The sequence below is a fragment of the Streptomyces sp. enrichment culture genome (assembly GCF_964273255.1).
Taxonomy (GTDB): domain Bacteria; phylum Actinomycetota; class Actinomycetes; order Streptomycetales; family Streptomycetaceae; genus Streptomyces.
The window spans coordinates 3,597,236-3,617,046 of sequence record NZ_OZ186835.1 but is presented as its reverse complement, the minus strand read 5'-3'; the positions used below and the strand labels follow the sequence as shown (position 1 = coordinate 3,617,046).

Below are 19,811 nucleotides of genomic sequence, written 5' to 3'. Positions count from 1 at the left end.
ATGCGCCGCCTTTCGCAGGAGGTGCCCCATGGCACAGGCAATGCGACCCAACACCGCCGGAGGGCTTTTCGCCACGGACGGAAAACCCCACCCAGTCCAGGACACCCTGCTCGTGGTGACCCTGGTGCTGGGTATCACGTCCTTCGTCACGGCGATGTTCCACCATCTGCACCTGCTCAGCTCCTGGACCGGCCTGGTGGGCATCCTCACCGGCGCGTACGGCCAGTGGATCTCCGAGACGACGCGACAGCGCTTCGGTCTCATCCTCGGGCTCGGCGCCTCGGCGCTCGGCTTCTTCCTGGGCATGGCACACGGTGGCCTGTTCGGCGGCGTCTTCGACTGACGCCCGGCACCCCCATCCCCATACGGCGGTCCGCCCCGGTCGGTCATCGGCGGGGGCGGTCCGCCCGTGCGCCCCACCGGGCCGCTCCCCGGGCGCAGTAGGCTTCGCGCGAGAGCCGGAGCCCCTGACCCCATGGGGACACACCAGCCCGAGGAGCGCCCCGAATGAGCCTGACCCTGAGGACCATCAGTCGAGAGCAGCATCTGGCATACATCCAGAGCCTGCCGTCGGCGAGTCACATGCAGGTCCCGGCCTGGGCGGACGTCAAGGCGGAATGGCGCGCGGAGAACCTCGGCTGGTTCGACGAACGGACCGGGGAGATGGTCGGGGCCGGCCTGGTCCTGTACCGCCAGCTGCCGAAGATCAAGCGCTACCTCGCCTACCTGCCCGAGGGACCGGTCATCAACTGGTTCTCGCCGAATCTGCAGGAATGGATCGAGCCGATGCTGGCGCATCTGAAGCAGCAGGGCGCCTTCTCGGTGAAGATGGGTCCGCCGGTGGTCATCCGGCGCTGGGAGGCGCCGACGATCAAGAAGGGCATCCAGGACCCGGACGTGAAGCGTCTGCGCGACCTGGAGGCCGACTTCATCGAGCCCCGTGCCTTCGAGGTCGCCGACAAGCTGCGCCGCATGGGCTGGCAGCAGGGCGAGGACGGGGGCGCCGGCTTCGGTGACGTCCAGCCCCGCTACGTCTACCAGGTGCCCCTGGCGAACCGGTCGCTCGAAGAGGTCCACAAGAACTTCAACCAGCTGTGGCGCCGCAACATCAAGAAGGCCGAGAAGGCGGGTGTCGAGGTCGTCCAGGGCGGTTACGAGGACCTGGCCGAGTGGCAGCGCCTGTACGAGATCACGGCCGTGCGCGACCACTTCCGGCCCCGCCCGCTGTCGTACTTCCAGCGCATGTGGACGGCCCTCAACTCCGAGGACCCCAACCGCATGCGGCTGTACTTCGCCCGCCACAACGGCGTGAACCTGTCCGCCGCCACCATGCTCATCGTCGGCGGGCACGTCTGGTACTCCTACGGGGCCTCCGACAACATCGGGCGCGAGGTCCGGCCCTCGAACGCGATGCAGTGGCGGATGCTGCGCGATGCCTACGCCCTCGGCGCCACGGTCTACGACCTGCGCGGCATCTCCGACTCGCTGGACGAGACGGACCACCTCTTCGGGCTGATCCAGTTCAAGGTCGGCACCGGCGGCCAGGCCGCCGAGTACCTCGGCGAATGGGACTTCCCCCTCAACAAGCTGCTCCACAAGGCGCTCGACATGTACATGTCGCGCCGCTGACGTCTCGGCCGTCCCTCCGACGGCATCGCTTCCTTCCACACCTCTGATACACCGCAGCCACGAGAAAGGTTCCGGTCCGGCCATGGCGCTCACCCTCTACGTCGACACCGCGCGCTGGCGGGCGCACCACAAGCACGTGCAGGAGCAGTTCCCCGGGCTCGTCCCGGTCTGCAAGGGCAACGGCTACGGCTTCGGCCACGAGCGGCTGGCCGAGGAGGCCACCCGGCTGGGCTCCGACGTCCTCGCCGTCGGCACCACGTACGAGGCCGCCCGGATCAAGGACTGGTTCGGCGGCGACCTGCTGGTGCTGACCCCGTACCGGCGGGGCGAGGAGCCGGTTCCGCTCCCCGACCGCGTCATCCGCTCGGTGTCGTCGGTCGACGGCGTCTACGGCCTGGTCGGCGCCCGCGTGGTCATCGAGGTGATGTCCTCGATGAAGCGGCACGGCGTCAGCGAGCAGGACCTGCCCCAGCTGCACTCCGCCATAGAGAACGTCCGCCTGGAGGGCTTCGCCATCCACCTGCCGCTCGACCGCACCGACGGCTCGGACGCCGTCGAGGAGGTCATCGGCTGGATGGACCGGCTGCGCGCCGCGCGCCTGCCCCTGCACACGATGTTCGTCAGCCACCTCAAGGCCGACGAACTGGTCCGGCTGCAGCAGCAGTTCCCGCAGACCCGGTTCCGCGCCCGGATCGGCACGCGGCTGTGGCTCGGGGACCACGAGGCCACCGAGTACCGCGGAGCGGTCCTGGACGTCACGCGCGTGACCAAGGGGGAGCGGTTCGGTTACCGCCAGCAGAAGGCGGCCTCCGACGGCTTCCTGGTCGTCGTGGCGGGCGGAACGTCGCACGGGGTGGGACTCGAGGCCCCCAAGGCCCTGCACGGCGTCATGCCGCGGGCCAAGGGCGTCGCCCGCGCGGGTCTCGCCACGGTCAACCGGAACCTCTCCCCCTTCGTCTGGGGCGGCAAGCAGCGGTGGTTCGCCGAGCCTCCGCACATGCAGGTGTCGATCCTCTTCGTGCCCGCGGACGCACCGGAGCCGAAGGTCGGCGAGGAACTGGTGGCCCATCTGCGCCACACCACCACGCAGTTCGACCGTCTCCTCGACCGCTGAGCGGTCCACCGGAGCCGAGCGGCCTGCTGTGCCGTCCGACCAGGTTCACATCGCCGCACAGCGCTTCCGGGGCCGTACACGGGACTTTCTCCGTGTACGGCCTCGTCGTCCGTCCTGAGGCGCACAGGACGGCGGCCGGATCCGGACCGCAGGCGTTCGCTCAGAGCGAACGGCCGGCGGTCCCCGCCGTCCTTCCCCACTCGACCGTCACCCTCCCGACGGCCGCTACGTGCCGCGCGGGGCGGGCGGCAGGCCCGAAGACCACGACGTCCTCGGCTCCGTCCAGCACACCGCCCGACGGATCGTCCCCACCCGATCTGCGAACCGGGTCGCGCTCCGGCTGGAGGATGTCGCGCACGACCATGACACACAGGTAGAGGGTCCCGAGCAGGTGGAGCGCGATGGCCCAGTGGTACCCGTCGGCGGGGAGCCCCTTGTGCGCGTCCCCACTGGTCGTGTACGCGAGGTACATCCAGATGCCCAGGAAGTACGTCACCTCGCACGCCTGCCAGATGAGGAAGTCCCGCCACCTCGGCCTGGCCAGTGCGGCCAACGGCACCAGCCACAGGACGTATTGGGGCGAGTAGACCTTGTTGGTGAGGATGAACGCCGCGACGATCAGGAACGCGAGCTGAGCGAAACGCGGCCGTCGGGGCGCCATGAGAGCAAGCGCTGCCACCCCCAGGCAGCACAACAGCATCAGTACGGTGGCCAGTGTGTTGACGGTCTCCGTGCTGAGCGGGTCGGACGAGTTCTGCGCCAGGATCAGCCAGAAGGAGCCGAAGTCGACACCTCGCTCCTGGCTGAACGTGTAGAACTTCGACCAGCCGTCGAACGCGAACAGCATCACGGGCAGGTTCACCACCGCCCAGGCCACGGCTGCCCCGCCCAGAGCCTTTCCGTACTCCCGCCACCGTCCCGCGCGCCAGCACAGCACCAGCAGCGGGCCGAGGAGCAGGAACGGGTACAGCTTGGCGGCCGTGGCGAGCCCCAGGAGGACGCCGAAGGCCAGGGCCCGCCCTCTCGACCACATGAGCATCGCCGCGGCCGTCAGGGCGACAGCCAGCAGGTCCCAGTTGATCGTCGCGGTCAGGGCGAAGGCCGGCGCCAGCGCGACCAGCAGGCCGTCCCAGGGCCGACGGGCATGGGTGCGCGTCACGCACACGGCGATGACCGCGGCGCAGGCCATGAGCATCCCGGCATTGACCATCCAGTACCACTGTTCCTGGTGCTGGATGCTGCCGCCGTCCGTGGTGAGCCAGGCCGCGACCTGCATGAACACACCAGTGAGCACCGGGTACTCGAGGTACTGCATGTCACCGGGCAACTGGTCGAAGTACGGCACGAGCCCGTCGGCGAAGCCCCGCCCTTGGTAGAGGTGCGGGATGTCGGAGTAGCACGCGTGCGTGTACTGGGCGCTGGCACCGAAGAACCAGGCCCCGTTGTAGCACGGCGCCTTCTGGACCAGGCCGAGGGCGAACATGCCGATCGCGACCAGCACGATCACCCGGACCGGGGTCCACCAGGACGTTCCCGGCAGGACACGGCGTCCGAGCGGACCACCGATCAGCTCACTGCCGGCGGCAGCGACCTCGTCCTCCCTCGTCGGCCCCACCGCGTCCGGCTCGTGAACGCTCGCGCGCGTCGATTCTCCACTGGGCATGGCGCACATCCTGCCGTACGCCGCCGGGAATGACGGAGGGCCGCCGCACCCGGGGGTGCGGCGGCCCATGTTTCACGTGAAACGCCCGGACCGGCAGGACTCGGACTAACCGGCGGGGCCTCCGAAGAACCCAGGACCGCCGTTGTTCCCGTTGCCTCTGCTGTTCCCGCCGCCGTCGGACTGTGTCGGTGTGGGCGAGGTGGGCACTCCACCGTCCGTTCCGCCGTCGTCCGCGCCGCCCGGGCCGTTGCCGCCCGAGTCGTCCTCGTCGTCACAGGTGAAGTCGAACGGCCGGCAGGTGTTGCTCGGCTGCGGGGGCGTCGGGGTGGTCTGGGACGGCGTGGGGTCGGGCGTCGCGGAGGGCGTCTCCGACTCCGTCTCGGAAGGCGTGGGTGTCGGGCTCGGCTCGGGATCGTCGTTCACGATCTCGCCGATCGGCTGGGGAGTCGGGAACGGCTGCGGTGCCTTCCCCTTGAGCGCGTCCTCCATGTAGTCCGCCCAGATCTGCGACGGGAAGGACGCGCCGTGGATCTTCTTCTCGCCACCCGTACCGAACATCTCCAGGAACTGGCGGTTCTTGATGGTCTCGTCGTCGGGGTACCGGAACATGCTGATCGCGGTCGACAGCTGCGGGGTGTACCCGACGAACCAGGCGGACTTGTTGCCGTCGGTCGTACCCGTCTTGCCGGCCACCTGACGGCCAGGGAGCTGCGCGTTGGTCCCGGTGCCCTCTTCCACCACGGTCTTCAGGATGTCCGTGACGTTGTCCGCGACCTGGGCGGTGAACGCCTGCTTCGTCTCGGTCTTGTGGGTGAAGACCGTGCCGTCCTTGCTCGTCACCTTTTTCACGGAGAACGGATCGCGCTGCTTGCCGCTGGCGGCGAAGGTGGCGTAGGAGCCCGCCATGCGGATCGCACTGGGGTTGGAGGTCCCGATGGAGAACGACGGGTAGTCAGTGCCCGCGAGACTGGACTCCAGGATGCCGGAGTCGATCGCCGCCTCCTTCACCTTGTCCAGGCCGACGTCCATGCCGAGTTGGACGAAGGAGGAGTTGATGGACTCGCGCATGGCCTCGCGGAGGTCGACCTTGTAGTCGGGCGGAGTGCCGTAGGACTGGTCACCGTCGTTGACCTGCAGCCACTCCTCCCCCTTCTCGTTCCGCCAGATCGACCCGTCGTAGTTCTTGATCTTGAGCTTGTTCTTGCCGTTGTACAGGCTCTTCGGCGAGACGATGGTGCGCTCGTCCTGAGCCTGGACCTCGTCGGACTCCGGGTCGCGCACACCCCACTTCATGGCCGCCGCCATCACGTAGGGCTTGAAGGTCGAGCCGACCTGGGCGCCGGTCGCGTCGGCATTGTTGGTGAAGTGCTTGGTCGCGTCCTCACCACCGTAGATGGCCTCGATCGCGCCGGTGGCCGGGTTCACCGAGGCACCACCGAACTGCACGTGGGTGTCCGTCTCCGGGCGTTCCTTGGGCCTGATCTTCGCCTTGTAGACCTTCTGGACCGACTTCTCGAGCTCCTTGACCTTCTTCTTGTCGAAGGTCGTGTAGATCGAGTAACCGCCCTGCTCCAGCTTGTTGGCGGTGATCCCGGTCTCCTCGCTGTTGTTGACGATGTACGCCTTCGCGAGGTCCACCAGGTAGCCGATCTGGCCGCTCAGCGCGGTGTTCGACCGGGGGTTCTGCACCTTGGGCAGCTTCGGGAACTTGGCCCTGGTCTCCGGGTCGAGCAGGTCGTACTCGACCATCTTGTCCAGCGTGTCCTGCATCTGGGCCAGGGCACGCTTCTTGTTCGCCGCGGCGGTGGCGTTGACCGGGTCGATGGACGGGGAGCCGTTCGGGTCGTAGTAGGTGGCTCCCTTGAGCACGGCGGCGAGGAGGGCGCACTCGCCCTCGTCCAGGTCGATGGCTTCCTTGTTGAAGTAGGCGCGGGCGGCCGCCTGGATGCCGTACGCCCCCCGCCCGTAGTAGGCGGAGTTCAGGTAGCCCTCGAGGATGGTGTCCTTGTCCTCGGTCGTGCCCACCTTGACGGCGACGAAGATCTCCTTGAACTTGCGGGAGAGCGTCTGCGACTGGTCGTCCAGCATCGCGTTCTTGACGTACTGCTGGGTGATGGTGGACCCGCCCTGCGTCTCGCCCCCGCGCGCCATGTTGAACACAGCGCGGGCGATGCCCTTCGGGTCGATGCCACTGTCGTCGCGGAACGTCTTGTTCTCCTGGGCGATGACCGCGTTCTGCATCGCCTTGGGGATCTGCGAGAGATTGACGATCTGGCGGTTGCGTTCACCACCCGTGGCGACCATCTGCGAGCCGTCGGACCAGTAGTAGACGTTGTTCTGGGCCTTGGCCGTCAGCGCGATGTTGGGCACGTCGACCAGGGCGTATCCGACTCCGGCGACGGCCACCAGACCACCGAAGAAGGCGATGCACAGACCGGTCACCAGCCGCCACGACGGCATCCACCGGCGCCAGCCGTACTTGTCGTGCCGGGGATAGTCGATGATCCGCTTCTTGGCGGGCGGTGCCGCGCGTCCCCTGCCCCGGCCGGGCCCGGCCGGGGCGGCCCGGCGGCGGCTGCCTCCACCTCGTTGTGCCGCACGCCGCGCCTCGGCGCGGCTGCCGTACGTACGCTCCTCACCCCGTCCACCCGACCCATGGGAATCGGACGGAGACCCGGTGGCGCCTCGCGGAGCCGCGCGGCGGCCGGAGGACGAGCCGGACTGGCCGCGTCGGGCCGCGGCACGTCCGCCTCCCTGCGGCTGCGGCGGTTTGCGACGGTGCTCGCTCATCGAACGACTACTCCTCGGGCAGGCGCACCTGTGCGCCTGGAAACGGCGGCTGGTTTCCGGTCCCCCCGAAGTACGGATGTGACGCGCAGCGCATTCACCCGTACTGCACCGGGGACGACGACGCTCACGGACGTCACTCGGTTCCCGGTGGTGTGCATGGCGCACAGACTACGCATCGCCAAACCGTGCCGAGGACAGAAGTTCACCTCAAACCAGGCAACTTGCTCTCCCCGAAGCGCTGATGTGATCCCGTTCACCCCACCCCCTCTTGTCGCGACCCGGAGGCCGTTCTATCGTCGTGATGTATCGAGTCGATACATCAGCTCGGCATAAGGTGTCGCTGAGCCGGACCCCGTTCCGGCACGAGGCGACCGTGGAGGGGGAGGAGGCGACCATGAGCCGGCGTTCCGGGATCCTCGAGTTCGCTGTCCTCGGTCTGCTCCGTGAATCGCCCATGCACGGCTATGAGCTGCGCAAACGACTGAATACGTCACTGGGTGTGTTCCGTGCGTTCAGTTACGGGACGCTCTACCCGTGCCTCAAGACGCTGGTCGCGAACGGCTGGTTGATCGAGGAACCGGGACACACCACCGAGGACGCCCTCGCCGCTCCGCTCACGGGCCGTCGCGCCAAGATCGTCTACCGGTTGACGGCGGAGGGGAAGGAGCACTTCGAGCAGCTCCTCTCCCAGACGGGACCCGACGCGTACGAGGACGAGACCTTCGCCGCGCGCTTCGCGTTCTTCGGGCAGACCTCGCGTGACGTGCGCATGCGGGTGCTCGAGGGCCGCCGCAGCCGGCTGGAGGAGCGCCTGGAGAAGATGCGCGCCTCTCTGGCGCGGACCCGGGAGCGCCTCGACGACTACACCCTCGAGCTCCAGCGCCACGGGATGGAGTCCGTGGAGCGCGAAGTGCGCTGGCTGAACGAGCTCATCGAGAGCGAGCGTGCCGGGCGGGACCTCAAGGGTTCCGCCTCCGGGGGGACCGCTCAGCAGGACACCACATCTGGAGCGACGGGCGGCCTGCCCCGGCCGGAGGACGACCTCCGGCCGGATTCGCCCGACGACACCGCCACGTGAGTCCCAGTCAGGGCCTCACTCGTACTACACAGGGAGCAACCGGAATGGGTTCGGTTCGCGTAGCCATCGTTGGCGTGGGCAACTGCGCCGCATCGCTGGTGCAGGGAGTCGAGTACTACAAGGACGCCGACCCGGCGTCCAAGGTGCCGGGCCTGATGCACGTCCAGTTCGGCGACTACCACGTCCGCGACGTCGAGTTCGTCGCCGCCTTCGACGTGGACGCCAAGAAGGTCGGCCTCGACCTCGCGGACGCCATCGGCGCATCCGAGAACAACACCATCAAGATCTGCGACGTCCCCCGCACCGGTGTGACGGTCCAGCGCGGCCACACCCTGGACGGGCTCGGCAAGTACTACCGCGAGACCATCGAGGAGTCCGCCGAGGAGCCCGTCGACGTCGTGCAGGTCCTCAAGGACCAGCAGGTCGACGTCCTCGTCTGCTACCTGCCGGTCGGCTCCGAGGACGCCGCGAAGTTCTACGCGCAGTGCGCCATCGACGCCAAGGTCGCCTTCGTCAACGCGCTGCCGGTCTTCATCGCCGGTACCAAGGAGTGGGCGGACAAGTTCACCGAGGCGGGCGTCCCGATCGTCGGTGACGACATCAAGTCGCAGGTCGGCGCGACGATCACGCACCGCGTGATGGCGAAGCTGTTCGAGGACCGGGGCGTCATCCTGGACCGCACGATGCAGCTGAACGTCGGCGGCAACATGGACTTCAAGAACATGCTCGAGCGCGACCGCCTCGAGTCCAAGAAGATCTCCAAGACGCAGGCCGTCACCTCGCAGATCCCCGACCGGGAGCTCGGCGAGAAGAACGTCCACATCGGCCCGTCCGACTACGTCGCCTGGCTGGACGACCGCAAGTGGGCCTACGTCCGCCTCGAGGGCCGCGCCTTCGGTGACGTTCCGCTGAGCCTCGAGTACAAGCTGGAGGTCTGGGACTCCCCGAACTCCGCGGGTGTCATCATCGACGCCCTGCGTGCCGCGAAGATCGCCAAGGACCGGGGCGTCGGCGGCCCGATCCTCTCTGCGTCCTCGTACTTCATGAAGTCGCCGCCCGTGCAGTACTTCGACGACGAGGCCCGTGAGAACGTCGAGAAGTTCATCCAGGGCGAGGTCGAGCGCTGACCGTCCTCGTCCAGGACAGGTGAGGGTCTCCGGGTCGCACGACCCGGAGACCTTTCGTCTGTGTGAGGCTGTCCCCCATGGCCGTCGTCCGTGACCTGCGCGTACTCCTGCGTTTCCAGGGTTTCCGACGCCTTCTCGCCGTCCGGCTGCTCTCCCAGGGCGCCGACGGCGTCTTCCAGGTGGCGCTCGCCGCCTACGTCGTGTTCTCCCCGGAGCGGCAGACGTCGGCCGCGGCGATCGCCTCGGCGATGGCGGTGCTGTTGCTGCCGTACTCCCTGGTGGGGCCGTTCGCCGGTGCGTTTCTGGACCGTTGGCGCCGGCGGCAGGTCTTCCTGCACGGCAATCTCCTGCGTGCCCTGATGGCCTGTGTCACCGCTCTGCTCATCCTCGGCCGGGTACCTGACGGGTTCCTCTTCGCCGCCGCGCTCTGCGTCACGGCCGTGAACCGGTTCGTCCTGGCCGGGCTGTCGGCCGCACTGCCACGGGTGGTCGACGCCGAGCGGCTGGTCGTCGCCAACTCCCTCTCCCCGACCGCGGGAACCCTGGCCGCGACCGCCGGCGGTGGGCTGGCCTTCCTGGTCCGCCTGCTCGTCGCCGACTCGGACGCCGCGGTGGTTCTGGTGGGCGCCGCGCTCTATCTCTGTGCCGCGCTGGCCTCACTGCGGATCGCCAAGGACCTGCTCGGACCGGATCGCGCCGGCGCTGCCTCGCACCTGGCCACCGCCCTCCGGGAGTGCGCCCGCGACCTGGTGGCGGGCGCCCGCCACCTGGCCGCTCCCGAGCGCAGGGAGGCGGCCTGGGCCCTGACGGCGATGGCACTCATGCGGTTCTGCTACGGCGCCATGCTCGTCATGGTGCTGATGCTCTGCCGGTACGCGCTGACCTCGTCCACGGACGAAGGGCTCGCCCTGCTCGGGACGGCCCTGGGGGTCTCGGGCGCCGGATTCTTCGCGGCGGCGGTGCTGACGCCGTGGGCCGCGGGACGTCTGGGACCGGGGCGATGGATCCTGGTGTGCTCGGCGGCGGCCGCGGTCCTGGTTCCCGTCCTCGGCCTTCCCTTCGCCACCGGCCCCCTGCTGGCGGGAGCGTTCGTCCTGGGACTGACCACCCAGGGAGCGAAAATCGCCACGGACACCATCGTGCAGTCGACGGTCGAGGACGCGTTCCGTGGCCGGATCTTCTCGGTCTACGACGTGCTCTTCAACGTCGCGTTCGTCGGCGCCGCCGGTGTGGCCGCCCTGATGCTGCCACCGGACGGCAGGTCGGTCCCGCTGGTGGTAACGATCGCCGTTATCTACGGAGCGGTTGCTGCGGCTATCGCCCGTTTTGAACGTCAGTAAGTGTCACATCAGTGCCACAGAGCCCCGCAGGACTCCTGGGATGTCGGTGGGTCCAGGTAGCTTACGGGCGTCTTAACTCGCGTGCCTTTCTGGCCGTGCGAGGCTTTTCGAGTTCTAGGGGGACCCCCAAGTGACCACTCCACCGCCCCAGGGCAACCCGTTCGCCCAGGGTCAGCCGCCGCAGGGTCAGGCTCCGCAGCCGCCCCAGGGTGGAATTCCGCAGCAGGCCGGTCAGCCGGGGTTCCCTCAGGCCGGGCAGCCCGGATTCCCGCCGCCGGGAGCGCCCGTTCCGCCGCCGCCCGCGGGTGGCCGCTTCAACAAGAAGCTGCTGCGCGTTGTCGCCGTCATAGCCATCGCCATCGTCATCGGCGTGGTCAAGTGGCAGTGGAACAAGTCCGACGCCGAGACGACCTCGGTGGGCAGCTGCATGCAGAACGAGGGCACGCAGTTCAAGCCGGACATGAAGTCCGTCGACTGCTCCTCCGGTGACGCCGAGTACAAGGTCGTCGAGAAGTTCGACGGCACCAGCGACAGCGACAAGTGCAAGGCCGTTCCCGACGCGCCCATCGCCTACTACCAGACCGGTGGCGGCCACGAAGTGGTCCTCTGCCTCAAGAGCGTCAAGTAGGCGTTCACTTCCCTCCACGGCGGGCGACGTTTCACGTGAAACATCGCCCGCCGTGGACGCGGGAGGCAGCTGAAGGTGGTCGTGTTTCACGTGAAACACGACCACCTTTCGCGTTCAGTCCTGCTGAGCGGCCCACCATTCCTTGAGTGCCGCGACGGCGGCCTCGTGCTCCATGGGCCCGTGCTCCAGACGCAGCTCCAGCAGGTGCTTGTACGCCTGCCCCACCGCGGGCCCCGGCTTGAGGTCCAGAATCTGCATGATCTGGTTCCCGTCGAGGTCCGGCCGGATCGCGTCCAGCTCCTCCTGCTCCTGCAGCTGGGCGATCCGCTCCTCCAGACCGTCATAGGCCCGCGACAGCGCGGCGGCCTTGCGCCGGTTGCGCGTGGTGCAGTCGGAGCGCGTCAGCTTGTGCAGCCGGTCCAGCAGCGGCCCGGCGTCACGGACATACCGACGGACGGCGGAATCGGTCCACTCTCCCGTGCCGTAGCCGTGGAACCGAAGGTGGAGCTCCACCAGCCGCGACACGTCCTTGACGAGCTCGTTGGAGTACTTGAGCGCCGTCATGCGCTTCTTGGTCATCTTCGCTCCGACCACCTCGTGGTGGTGGAACGAGACCCTGCCGTCCTTCTCGAAACGGCGCGTGCGGGGCTTGCCGATGTCGTGCAGGAGGGCCGCCAGGCGGAGCGTCAGGTCGGGGCCGTCGTCCTCCAGGGCCATCGCCTGTTCCAGCACGATCAGGGTGTGCTCGTAGACGTCCTTGTGCCGGTGGTGCTCGTCGCTCTCCAGACGCAGAGCCGGCAGCTCGGGAAGGACGTGGCCGGCCAGACCCGTGTCGACGAGCAGGGTCAGCCCCTTGCGGGGATGAGGGGAGAGGATCAGCTTGTTCAGCTCGTCCCGCACCCGCTCGGCGGAGACGATCCCGATACGGTCGGCCATCGCCGTCATGGCCTCGACGACCTCGGGGGCCACGTCGAAGTCGAGCTGGGCGGCGAACCGGGCGGCCCGCATCATCCGCAGGGGATCGTCCGAGAAGCTCTCCTCAGGGGTGCCAGGCGTCCTCAGCAGCCGCTGGGCGAGGTCGCCTCGGCCGTCGTGCGGGTCGATGAAGGTCCGCGCCGGCAGAGCGAGTGCCATCGCGTTGACGGTGAAGTCCCGACGGACGAGATCGTCCTCGATGGAGTCGCCGTAGGACACCTCCGGCTTGCGCGAGGTCCGGTCGTAGGCCTCGGACCGGTAGGTGGTGACCTCGATCTGGTAGCCGTCCTTCTGCGCACCGACCGTGCCGAAGGCGATCCCCACCTCCCAGACCGCGTCCGCCCAGGGCCGGACGATCTTCAGCACGTCCTCCGGGCGGGCATCGGTCGTGAAGTCCAGGTCGTTGCCGAGCCGTCCCAGCAAGGCGTCCCGGACCGAGCCGCCGACCAGAGCGAGGGAGAATCCGGCCTTCTGGAAGCGGCGGGCGAGGTCGTCGGCGACAGGGGCGACCTGCAACGGCTCATCCGTCTCGGGGCGCTGCACCTGACTCAGGACACTGGTTTCTTCATTGGCGTTCGGCACAACAGAAAAGAGTACGTGGCCAGGACTGCCGAGAGCGTCCCCATCGTGTCCGGCCCCGGACACCTCGTCCCGAACCCGCACAAGCAGCGCTCCGGCGACTCGGGGCCTCACTCCGGCCATAGGCGGCACAGCGGACGGCAGGGTACCGCCCGCGATCTTGGATGCCGATCCGCGGCACCTCCACTCAGCGCGCATCGTTACCATGCGGGGACGCACATTCCGACGACCACTGACGACGACGAGGGACGGGCGAGCGCGTGGCCGAGGCGGCAGACTTCCAGGGGACCCGTCCCTCACCTGCCCGCCACCGGCGGCGCACCGGGGTCCTTCTCGCCACCCTGTTCATGCTGGCCGGGCTCCTGCAGTGGGTTTCGCTGCCTGCCGCGGAAGCCGCCGGCCGGGACGCCCCGCGGGCTGCCATGGACACCGGCTCGGTCGCGGTCGCGGTGGATGCGCTCACCCCCAGCGTGCCGACGGAGGGCGACACCGTCACCGTGACGGGCACCGTGACCAACAACGGGCGTCAAGCCGTCACCGACGCCCACGTGGGGCTGCGGGTCGGCCCGAAGCTCGACACCCGCTCGGGCATCGAGACGGTCGCCAGGAACAGCAGGGACATCCTGAGTCCGGCCGGGCAGGAGCTCGGCGGCAAGTACACGGAGCAGTTCTCCAGGCTCACGCCCGGCGTCTCGCAGCCGTTCAGCATCTCCGTCCCGGTCGACAAGCTGGACCTCGGGCGGGACGGCGTCTACCAGCTGGCGGTGTCGCTCACCGGAGAGACGTCCGCGCAGCCCTGGCAGCGGATCCTCGGCATGCAGCGGACCTTCCTGCCCTGGCAGCCCGAGGAGGCCGACCCCAGGACGAGGACGACCGTGCTGTGGCCGCTGATCTCGTCGACCCACATGACGGCGGAGACCGGATCGGACGAACAGCAGACGCCCGTCTTCCGCGACGACGATCTCGCCAAGGAGATCTCCCCCGGTGGTCGCCTCGACCGCATGGTGGCGCTGGGCAAGGACCTGGACGTCACCTGGGTCGTCGACCCCGATCTGTTGGCCTCGGTCGACGCCATGACGGAGAAGTACGACGTCAGGGGAGAGGGCGACACCACGGTGCCGGGCCGCAACCAGGCGGTCGCCAAGCGGTGGCTGGCCGAGGTTCAGAAGGCCGTGGCCGGCGACGAAGTGGTCGCCCTGCCCTTCGGCGACCCGGACCTGGCCTCGCTCGCCCACAACGGCACCTCGGTCGGCGGCTCGCTGAAGCACCTCAAGGAGGCCACCGACGTCGTCGTGAACACGGTGGAGCCGATCCTGCACGTGAAGCCGACCACGGATTTCGCCTGGCCCGTCGACGGAGCCGTCGACCCCTCCGTCATCCAGGTCGCCACGTCCGCGGGTGCCGACAAGATCATCACGCGCAGCGACAGCCTCAAGGAGTCCTCCGGACTGTCGTACACCCCGTCCGCGGCACGCCCCATCGGCGGTGGTACCACCGCGGTGGTCGCGGACGCCACGCTGTCCACGGCGTTCCGGGGCGACCTCACGAAGGCTTCCGCCTCGACCCTCGCCACGCAGCGCTTCCTGGCGCAGAGCCTCGCGCTCGGCCTCCAGACCGGCAAGGACCGCAGCATCGTGGTCGCACCGCAGCGCATGCCGTCGGCCAGCCAGGCGCAGACCATGGCCGAGGCGCTGAAGGCGCTGAAGGAAGGCACCTGGTCGCAGGCCCAGGACCTCACCGCCGCTGCCCGGGCCAAGCCGGACCCCGCCGCCTCCACCCGCGTCCCCCCGGCCGGCGCGTACCCCTCCTCGCTGCGCAAGCAGGAGCTGCCGCGAGCGGCCTACGAACAGATCGCGCGGACCCAGGGCAAGCTCGACAAGTTCAACGTGATCCTGTCCGACCGCTCCAGGGTGGTCACCCCGTTCGGGCGCGCACTGAACCGGGCCATGTCCGCGTCGTGGCGCGGCCGGGTCGCGGAAGCAGCGACGTACCGCAGCGGTGTCGAGGCGTACCTGGACGTCCTGATCGACCAGGTCAAACTGATCGACAAGTCGGAGACCAAGCTCTCCGGCCGCAGCGCCACCATCCCCGTGACGGTGCAGAACAACCTGGTGCAGGGCGTCGAGAACCTGGTGCTGCGGCTCAGCTCGACCAACCCGACACGGCTGGAGATCGGCGGGGACGCCTACCAGGAGCAGCCCGTCACGGTCTCCGGGGGCCACAGCCAGTCGGTGAAGTTCGCCACGTCCGCCAACGCCAACGGCCGGGCGACCGTGGTCGCCCAGCTGTACACCGAGGACGGCCGGCCGTACGGGCAGCCCGTCGTCTTCGACGTGAAGGTCACCGAGATCACCGCCACGGTGATGCTGGTCATCGGTGGTGGAGTGCTGCTCCTCGTCCTCGCCGGGTTCCGCATGTACACCCAGCGCAAGCGGGCCGCCGCCCGCGGCCCCGAGGGCGGGGACGGCGGGCCGGCCGGGAACGGGGACGACGCTCCGCAGAACCCGGAGGCACCCGACGCGCGTCTCACGGAGGAGTCGGATGCCGGCCCGCGGGCAGACGCCCCGCAGCCGAGTGACCCCGCCCCGGACACCGCATCGGAAAGCCAGGACCCGTCCGGCACGGGTGAGAGAGTGGACCGTTGAGGATGTCGTGGCCGGTGGGCCCGGGACGATGAGGTGGGGTAACCATGAACGCGCCGTACGACGGTGACCGCGGCGGTGCCGCGGGCAGCTCGGGACATCCCGAGCCGGACCGCCCCGAGGGTCCGCCGCCCGGGCACGACCAGGTGACGCAGCCACCCGCGGACACCTACCTCCAGGACGCCTACGACCAGGACCCCTACCGGGCGCGGGACATGGCCGCGCAGGACCCCGTCGACGAGGCGCTCTACGACCGCGCCGCGCACCCGCCGCCCCCTCCGGGCACCTATCCGCCGCCGCAGCCGCTGTACGGGCAGCCGCCGCAGTCGCCGCACGCGCCCGACCCCCGGGTGTGGGCGCCGACCCCGGCGCCCGAGCCGGACGGCCCGACCCAGTTCCTGCCGCACGGCGACGACCCGCGCACGACGCAGTACGTGGGCGTGGACGACCTGGTGGGCGGAAGCCGGGAACGGGAACAGGGACCCGACGCCTTCGCCCACCTCTTCCGCGACCAGCAGCACAGCGGCTCGGTCCCCGGGCAGTACGGCGCCGGGTACCCGCAAGAGGCCCACCACGGCCACGCCGCCCACCCCGCGGAGAGCAGCCACCGCGTCGAACAGCCCGCCGGGGCGGCTGCACCGGTCTCCACGCCGGGTCACTACGCCGGGGCCACCCCTCCTCCGGCCGCCGAGGCACCCCAGTCCTCCGAGACGCCCGCACCCGCCCCGAAGAAGGCGGGCAAGGCGGGCGGGCTGCTGAAGTCCAGCGCCGTGATGGCGGCGGGCACCATGGTGTCCCGGCTGACGGGCTTCGTCCGCTCGGCACTGATCGTCTCCGCGCTGGGACTCGGCCTCCTCGGTGACTCGTTCCAGGTCTCCTACCAGCTGCCGACGATGATCTACATCCTCACGGTCGGCGGTGGACTGAACTCCGTGTTCGTGCCGCAGCTCGTGCGGGCCATGAAGGACGACGACGACGGTGGCGAGGCCTATGCCAACCGTCTCCTGACCCTCGTGATGGTGGCTCTGGCCGCCCTGACCGCAATCGCCTGGTTCGCCGCACCCCTGCTGGTCCGCGCCCTGTCGAACCCGGTCGCGTCGGACCCGGCCGCCAACGAGGTCGCCGTCACCTTCACCCGCTACTTCCTGCCCTCGATCTTCTTCATGGGCGTCCACGTGGTGATGGGTCAGATCCTCAACGCCCGGGGCCGGTTCGGCGCCATGATGTGGACCCCGGTCCTCAACAACATCGTCATCATCGTGACGCTCGGCGTCTTCATCTACGTCTACGGCACCTCCGCCGACTCCCGGATGAACGTCTCCAACATCCCCTCGGAGGGACAGCGGCTCCTCGGCCTGGGCGTCCTGCTCGGCCTCGTCGTCCAGGCCCTGGCCATGATCCCGTACCTGCGGGAGACCGGTTTCCGCATCCGTCCCCGGTTCGACTGGAAGGGCCACGGCCTCGGCAAGGCGGCCATGCTCGCCAAGTGGACCATCCTGTTCGTCCTGGCCAACCAGGCCGGCGCCCTGGTCGTGACGCAGCTGTCCACCGCGTCCGGTCTGGACTCGGGGGTCGGGGGAACAGGGTTCGCCGCCTACGCCAACGCCCAGCTGATCTGGGGCCTGCCGCAGGCCATCATCACCGTCTCCCTGATGGCCGCCCTGCTGCCCCGGATCTCCCGCTCGGCCGCCGAGGAGGACGGCGGCGCCGTCCGTGACGACATCTCCCAGGGCCTGCGCACCACCGCGGTCGCCATCGTGCCGATCGCCTTCGGCTTCATCGCCCTCGGCGTCCCGATGTGCACCCTGATGTTCGGCTCGTCGGGCACCGCCGAGGCCACCAACATGGGCTACATGCTGATGGCCTTCGGCCTCGGCCTGATCCCCTACTCCGTGCAGTACGTCGTCCTGCGCGCCTTCTACGCCTACGAGGACACCCGAACCCCCTTCTACAACACCGTCATCGTGGCCGCCGTGAACGCGGCCGCCGCGGCGGTGTGCTTCATGGTGCTCCCGGCACGCTGGGCCGTGGTCGGCATGGCCGCCTCCTACGGCGCCGCCTACGCGGTCGGTGTGGGAGTCGCGTGGCGACGGCTGCGCTCGCGGCTGGGCGGGGACCTGGACGGTGCCCGTGTGCTGCGCACCTACGCGCGCCTGTGCATCGCCTCGGTCCCTGCCGCCCTGCTCAGCGGTGCCGCCTGTTACGGCATCAGCCAGGCGATCGGTCAGGGAGTCGCGGGTTCGTTCGCCGCCATCCTGGTCGGCGGGGCCGTGCTGCTGGGAGTCTTCTTCGTCGCGGCCCGCCGGATGCGTATCGAGGAACTCAACTCGTTGGTCGGAATGGTCCGCGGACGCCTGGGACGCTGAAGCGGGGGGTAGGCGCACAACCATCGCCGTCCGCCGTGTGTCGTGCATAGCGACGGACTGTGGGCACAATTGGTGTCGGCGTCGGATGCGCGCGACGGACGCCGACCGACGCGCAATGAATGGGGAGGCAGGGAACGACGGTGGCGGATCGGAGCACAGCTGCCGTCGACGTGGCAGACAACAGCGGCGAGGAGTCGCTGACCGCACAGGCGGACCAGTCCACGGCCGACGGGGTGGCCAAGAACCGGGAGCAGGACACGGACAGCGACGAGGCACAGGAGAACACCGGGACCGACGGTTCCGGGAAGACCTCGCCGCCCGAACTGCACAGCGGGCACAAGCTGGCCAGACGCTACCGCCTCGAGGAGTGCGTCACCCGTCTGGACGGATTCAGCAGTTGGCGTGCCGTGGACGAGAAGCTCCGCCGCGCCGTCGGCGTGCACATCCTGCCCGCCGATCACGCGCGGGCCCGCTCCGTCCTGGCCGCGGCCCGTTCCTCCGCCCTGCTCGGCGACCCCCGCTTCGTCCAGGTTCTGGACGCCGTCGAGGAGAACGACGTCGTCTACGTCGTCCACGAATGGCTCCCCGACGCCACCGAGCTGACCACCCTGCTGGCCGCCGGCCCGCTGGAGGTGTACGACGCCTACCAGATGGTCAGTCAGGTCTCCTCGGCCATGGCCGCCGCCCACCGCGAGGGCCTCTCCCACCTCCGCCTGAACCCCAACTCCGTACTGCGCACGTCCACCGGCCAGTGGCGCATCCGCGGCCTCGCGGTGAACGCGGCGCTGCGCGGCGTCTCCTCCGACACCCCGCAGCGCACCGACACCGAGTCGATCGGCGCCCTGCTCTACGCGTCGATCACCCAGCGTTGGCCGTACGAGAGCGACGCCTACGGCCTCACCGGACTTCCCAAGGACGTCGGTCTGCTCCCGCCCGACCAGGTGCGGGCCGGTGTGCATCGCGGATTGTCGGAACTGGCCATGCGCGCACTCGCCAACGACGGGGCCACCGCCTCCCGTCACGAGGCCGCCTGCACCACCCCCGAGGAGCTGGTGAAGGCGATCGGCGAGATGCCCCGCATCCGGCCCCCCGAGCCCGCGTTCACGACCCCTCCGGACTACCAGCGCACGACCTACCAGCAGGGCACCTACGGCCGCCCTGCTGCGCACCCCCACGCCCCACAGCCCGTCCCGACTCCTCCGCCCCCGCTGCAGAGCCGCACCGGCAAGGCACTGAAGTGGGCCGTGTCGGCCCTGCTCATCGCCGCACTCGGGCTGGGCAGCTGGCAGCTGGCGGACGCCCTGATGGACCAGGGCAGCGCGTCCGACGACACCAACAAGACCCAGACCACGGAGGGCGACGAGAAGGGCGCTGAACGGCCCCGGCCCGTCAAGCCGCTCGCCATCCAGGGAGCCCAGGAGTACGTCGCCCAGGGGGCGGCCCAGGCGCCCGGGGACGTCGGCAACACCTACGACGGCGACAAGTCGACCTACTGGCGCACCAAGACCTACCGGGAAGGGCCGGACATGAACCCGGCCTACAAGCCCGGCGTCGGAATCGTCTACGACCTCGGATCCGAGCAGTCGGTGACCTCGTCGTCGATCGACCTGCTGCACCAGGGCGCGCACACCACGATCACCCTCTATGCGACGGACTCCCCGGGCTCGTCGACCCCGATCAGCTCCATGCGGAAGCTGGGGACGGAGACCACGAACGGCGGCCAGGCCACGGTGAAGGTCGACAAGCCGGTCAAGACCCGCTACGTGCTGGTCTGGCTGACCGCCCTGCCGTCGGCGCCCGGAGACGCCTACAGTGAGCCCGGCTACAAGCAGGCCATCACCGATCTGAAGTTCACCGGCTGACGTCTCACCGAGGGGGAG

13 protein-coding genes are annotated in these 19,811 nt (G+C 69.2%); 10 read left to right on the top strand and 3 right to left on the bottom strand.

Going from position 1 to position 19,811, the window contains the following annotated elements; all coding sequences use genetic code 11:
* The first annotated feature begins 28 nt into the window (after positions 1–28).
* From ACSU53_RS15555 to ACSU53_RS15545, 3 genes are all read left to right on the top strand, one after another.
* A complete protein-coding gene (locus ACSU53_RS15555) occupies positions 29–343 on the top strand; it encodes a hypothetical protein (protein ID WP_437028232.1) in 315 nt (104 codons plus the stop codon).
* A 164-nt stretch (positions 344–507) separates the two neighbouring features.
* Positions 508–1,629, top strand: coding sequence for a lipid II:glycine glycyltransferase FemX (locus ACSU53_RS15550; protein ID WP_362093968.1), 1,122 nt, complete (start codon positions 508–510; stop codon positions 1,627–1,629).
* An 82-nt stretch (positions 1,630–1,711) separates the two neighbouring features.
* On the top strand, positions 1,712–2,743 hold the full coding sequence (locus ACSU53_RS15545; RefSeq protein WP_437028229.1) for an alanine racemase: 1,032 nt from the start codon (positions 1,712–1,714) through the stop codon (positions 2,741–2,743).
* Positions 2,744–2,903: 160 nt separating this feature from the next.
* Here ACSU53_RS15545 and ACSU53_RS15540 read toward each other — a convergent pair whose 3' ends face one another.
* Positions 2,904–4,415: a glycosyltransferase family 87 protein gene (locus tag ACSU53_RS15540; protein WP_437028227.1), complete on the bottom strand. Its 1,512-nt coding sequence runs from the start codon at positions 4,413–4,415 to the stop codon at positions 2,904–2,906.
* Between the two features lie 96 nt (positions 4,416–4,511).
* Positions 4,512–7,196 (bottom strand): transglycosylase domain-containing protein, encoded by a 2,685-nt coding sequence (locus ACSU53_RS15535; RefSeq protein WP_437028226.1) that lies wholly within the window; start codon positions 7,194–7,196, stop codon positions 4,512–4,514.
* Positions 7,197–7,590: 394 nt separating this feature from the next.
* On the opposite strand from ACSU53_RS15535, the gene ACSU53_RS15530 reads away from it, so the two are divergent.
* The 4 genes from ACSU53_RS15530 to ACSU53_RS15515 all read left to right on the top strand — a co-directional run bounded on the left by ACSU53_RS15530 (position 7,591) and on the right by ACSU53_RS15515 (position 11,369).
* Complete coding sequence (locus ACSU53_RS15530; RefSeq protein WP_437028224.1) at positions 7,591–8,274, top strand: helix-turn-helix transcriptional regulator; 684 nt, start codon at positions 7,591–7,593, stop codon at positions 8,272–8,274.
* A 44-nt stretch (positions 8,275–8,318) separates the two neighbouring features.
* Positions 8,319–9,401 (top strand): inositol-3-phosphate synthase, encoded by a 1,083-nt coding sequence (locus ACSU53_RS15525; protein ID WP_437028222.1) that lies wholly within the window; start codon positions 8,319–8,321, stop codon positions 9,399–9,401.
* A gap of 77 nt (positions 9,402–9,478) precedes the next feature.
* The gene (locus ACSU53_RS15520; protein WP_437028221.1) at positions 9,479–10,741 is read left to right on the top strand and encodes an MFS transporter; all 1,263 of its coding nucleotides are present in this window, start codon (positions 9,479–9,481) and stop codon (positions 10,739–10,741) included.
* Positions 10,742–10,871: 130 nt separating this feature from the next.
* Complete coding sequence (locus ACSU53_RS15515) at positions 10,872–11,369, top strand: LppU/SCO3897 family protein (protein ID WP_437028220.1); 498 nt, start codon at positions 10,872–10,874, stop codon at positions 11,367–11,369.
* A gap of 114 nt (positions 11,370–11,483) precedes the next feature.
* Here the strand turns inward: ACSU53_RS15515 and ACSU53_RS15510 are convergent, their stop codons facing one another.
* Positions 11,484–12,926: a CCA tRNA nucleotidyltransferase gene (locus ACSU53_RS15510; protein WP_437028218.1), complete on the bottom strand. Its 1,443-nt coding sequence runs from the start codon at positions 12,924–12,926 to the stop codon at positions 11,484–11,486.
* Positions 12,927–13,183: 257 nt separating this feature from the next.
* On the opposite strand from ACSU53_RS15510, the gene ACSU53_RS15505 reads away from it, so the two are divergent.
* The 3 genes from ACSU53_RS15505 to ACSU53_RS15495 all read left to right on the top strand — a co-directional run bounded on the left by ACSU53_RS15505 (position 13,184) and on the right by ACSU53_RS15495 (position 19,793).
* Positions 13,184–15,568 (top strand): DUF6049 family protein, encoded by a 2,385-nt coding sequence (locus ACSU53_RS15505; RefSeq protein ID WP_437028216.1) that lies wholly within the window; start codon positions 13,184–13,186, stop codon positions 15,566–15,568.
* A 44-nt stretch (positions 15,569–15,612) separates the two neighbouring features.
* A complete protein-coding gene (gene murJ / locus ACSU53_RS15500) occupies positions 15,613–17,931 on the top strand; it encodes a murein biosynthesis integral membrane protein MurJ (RefSeq protein ID WP_437028214.1) in 2,319 nt (772 codons plus the stop codon).
* A gap of 140 nt (positions 17,932–18,071) precedes the next feature.
* Positions 18,072–19,793 carry a protein kinase family protein gene (locus ACSU53_RS15495; protein WP_437028212.1) on the top strand — a complete coding sequence of 574 codons (1,722 nt, stop codon included), beginning with the start codon at positions 18,072–18,074 and terminating at the stop codon, positions 19,791–19,793.
* The last annotated feature ends 18 nt before the right edge of the window (positions 19,794–19,811 follow it).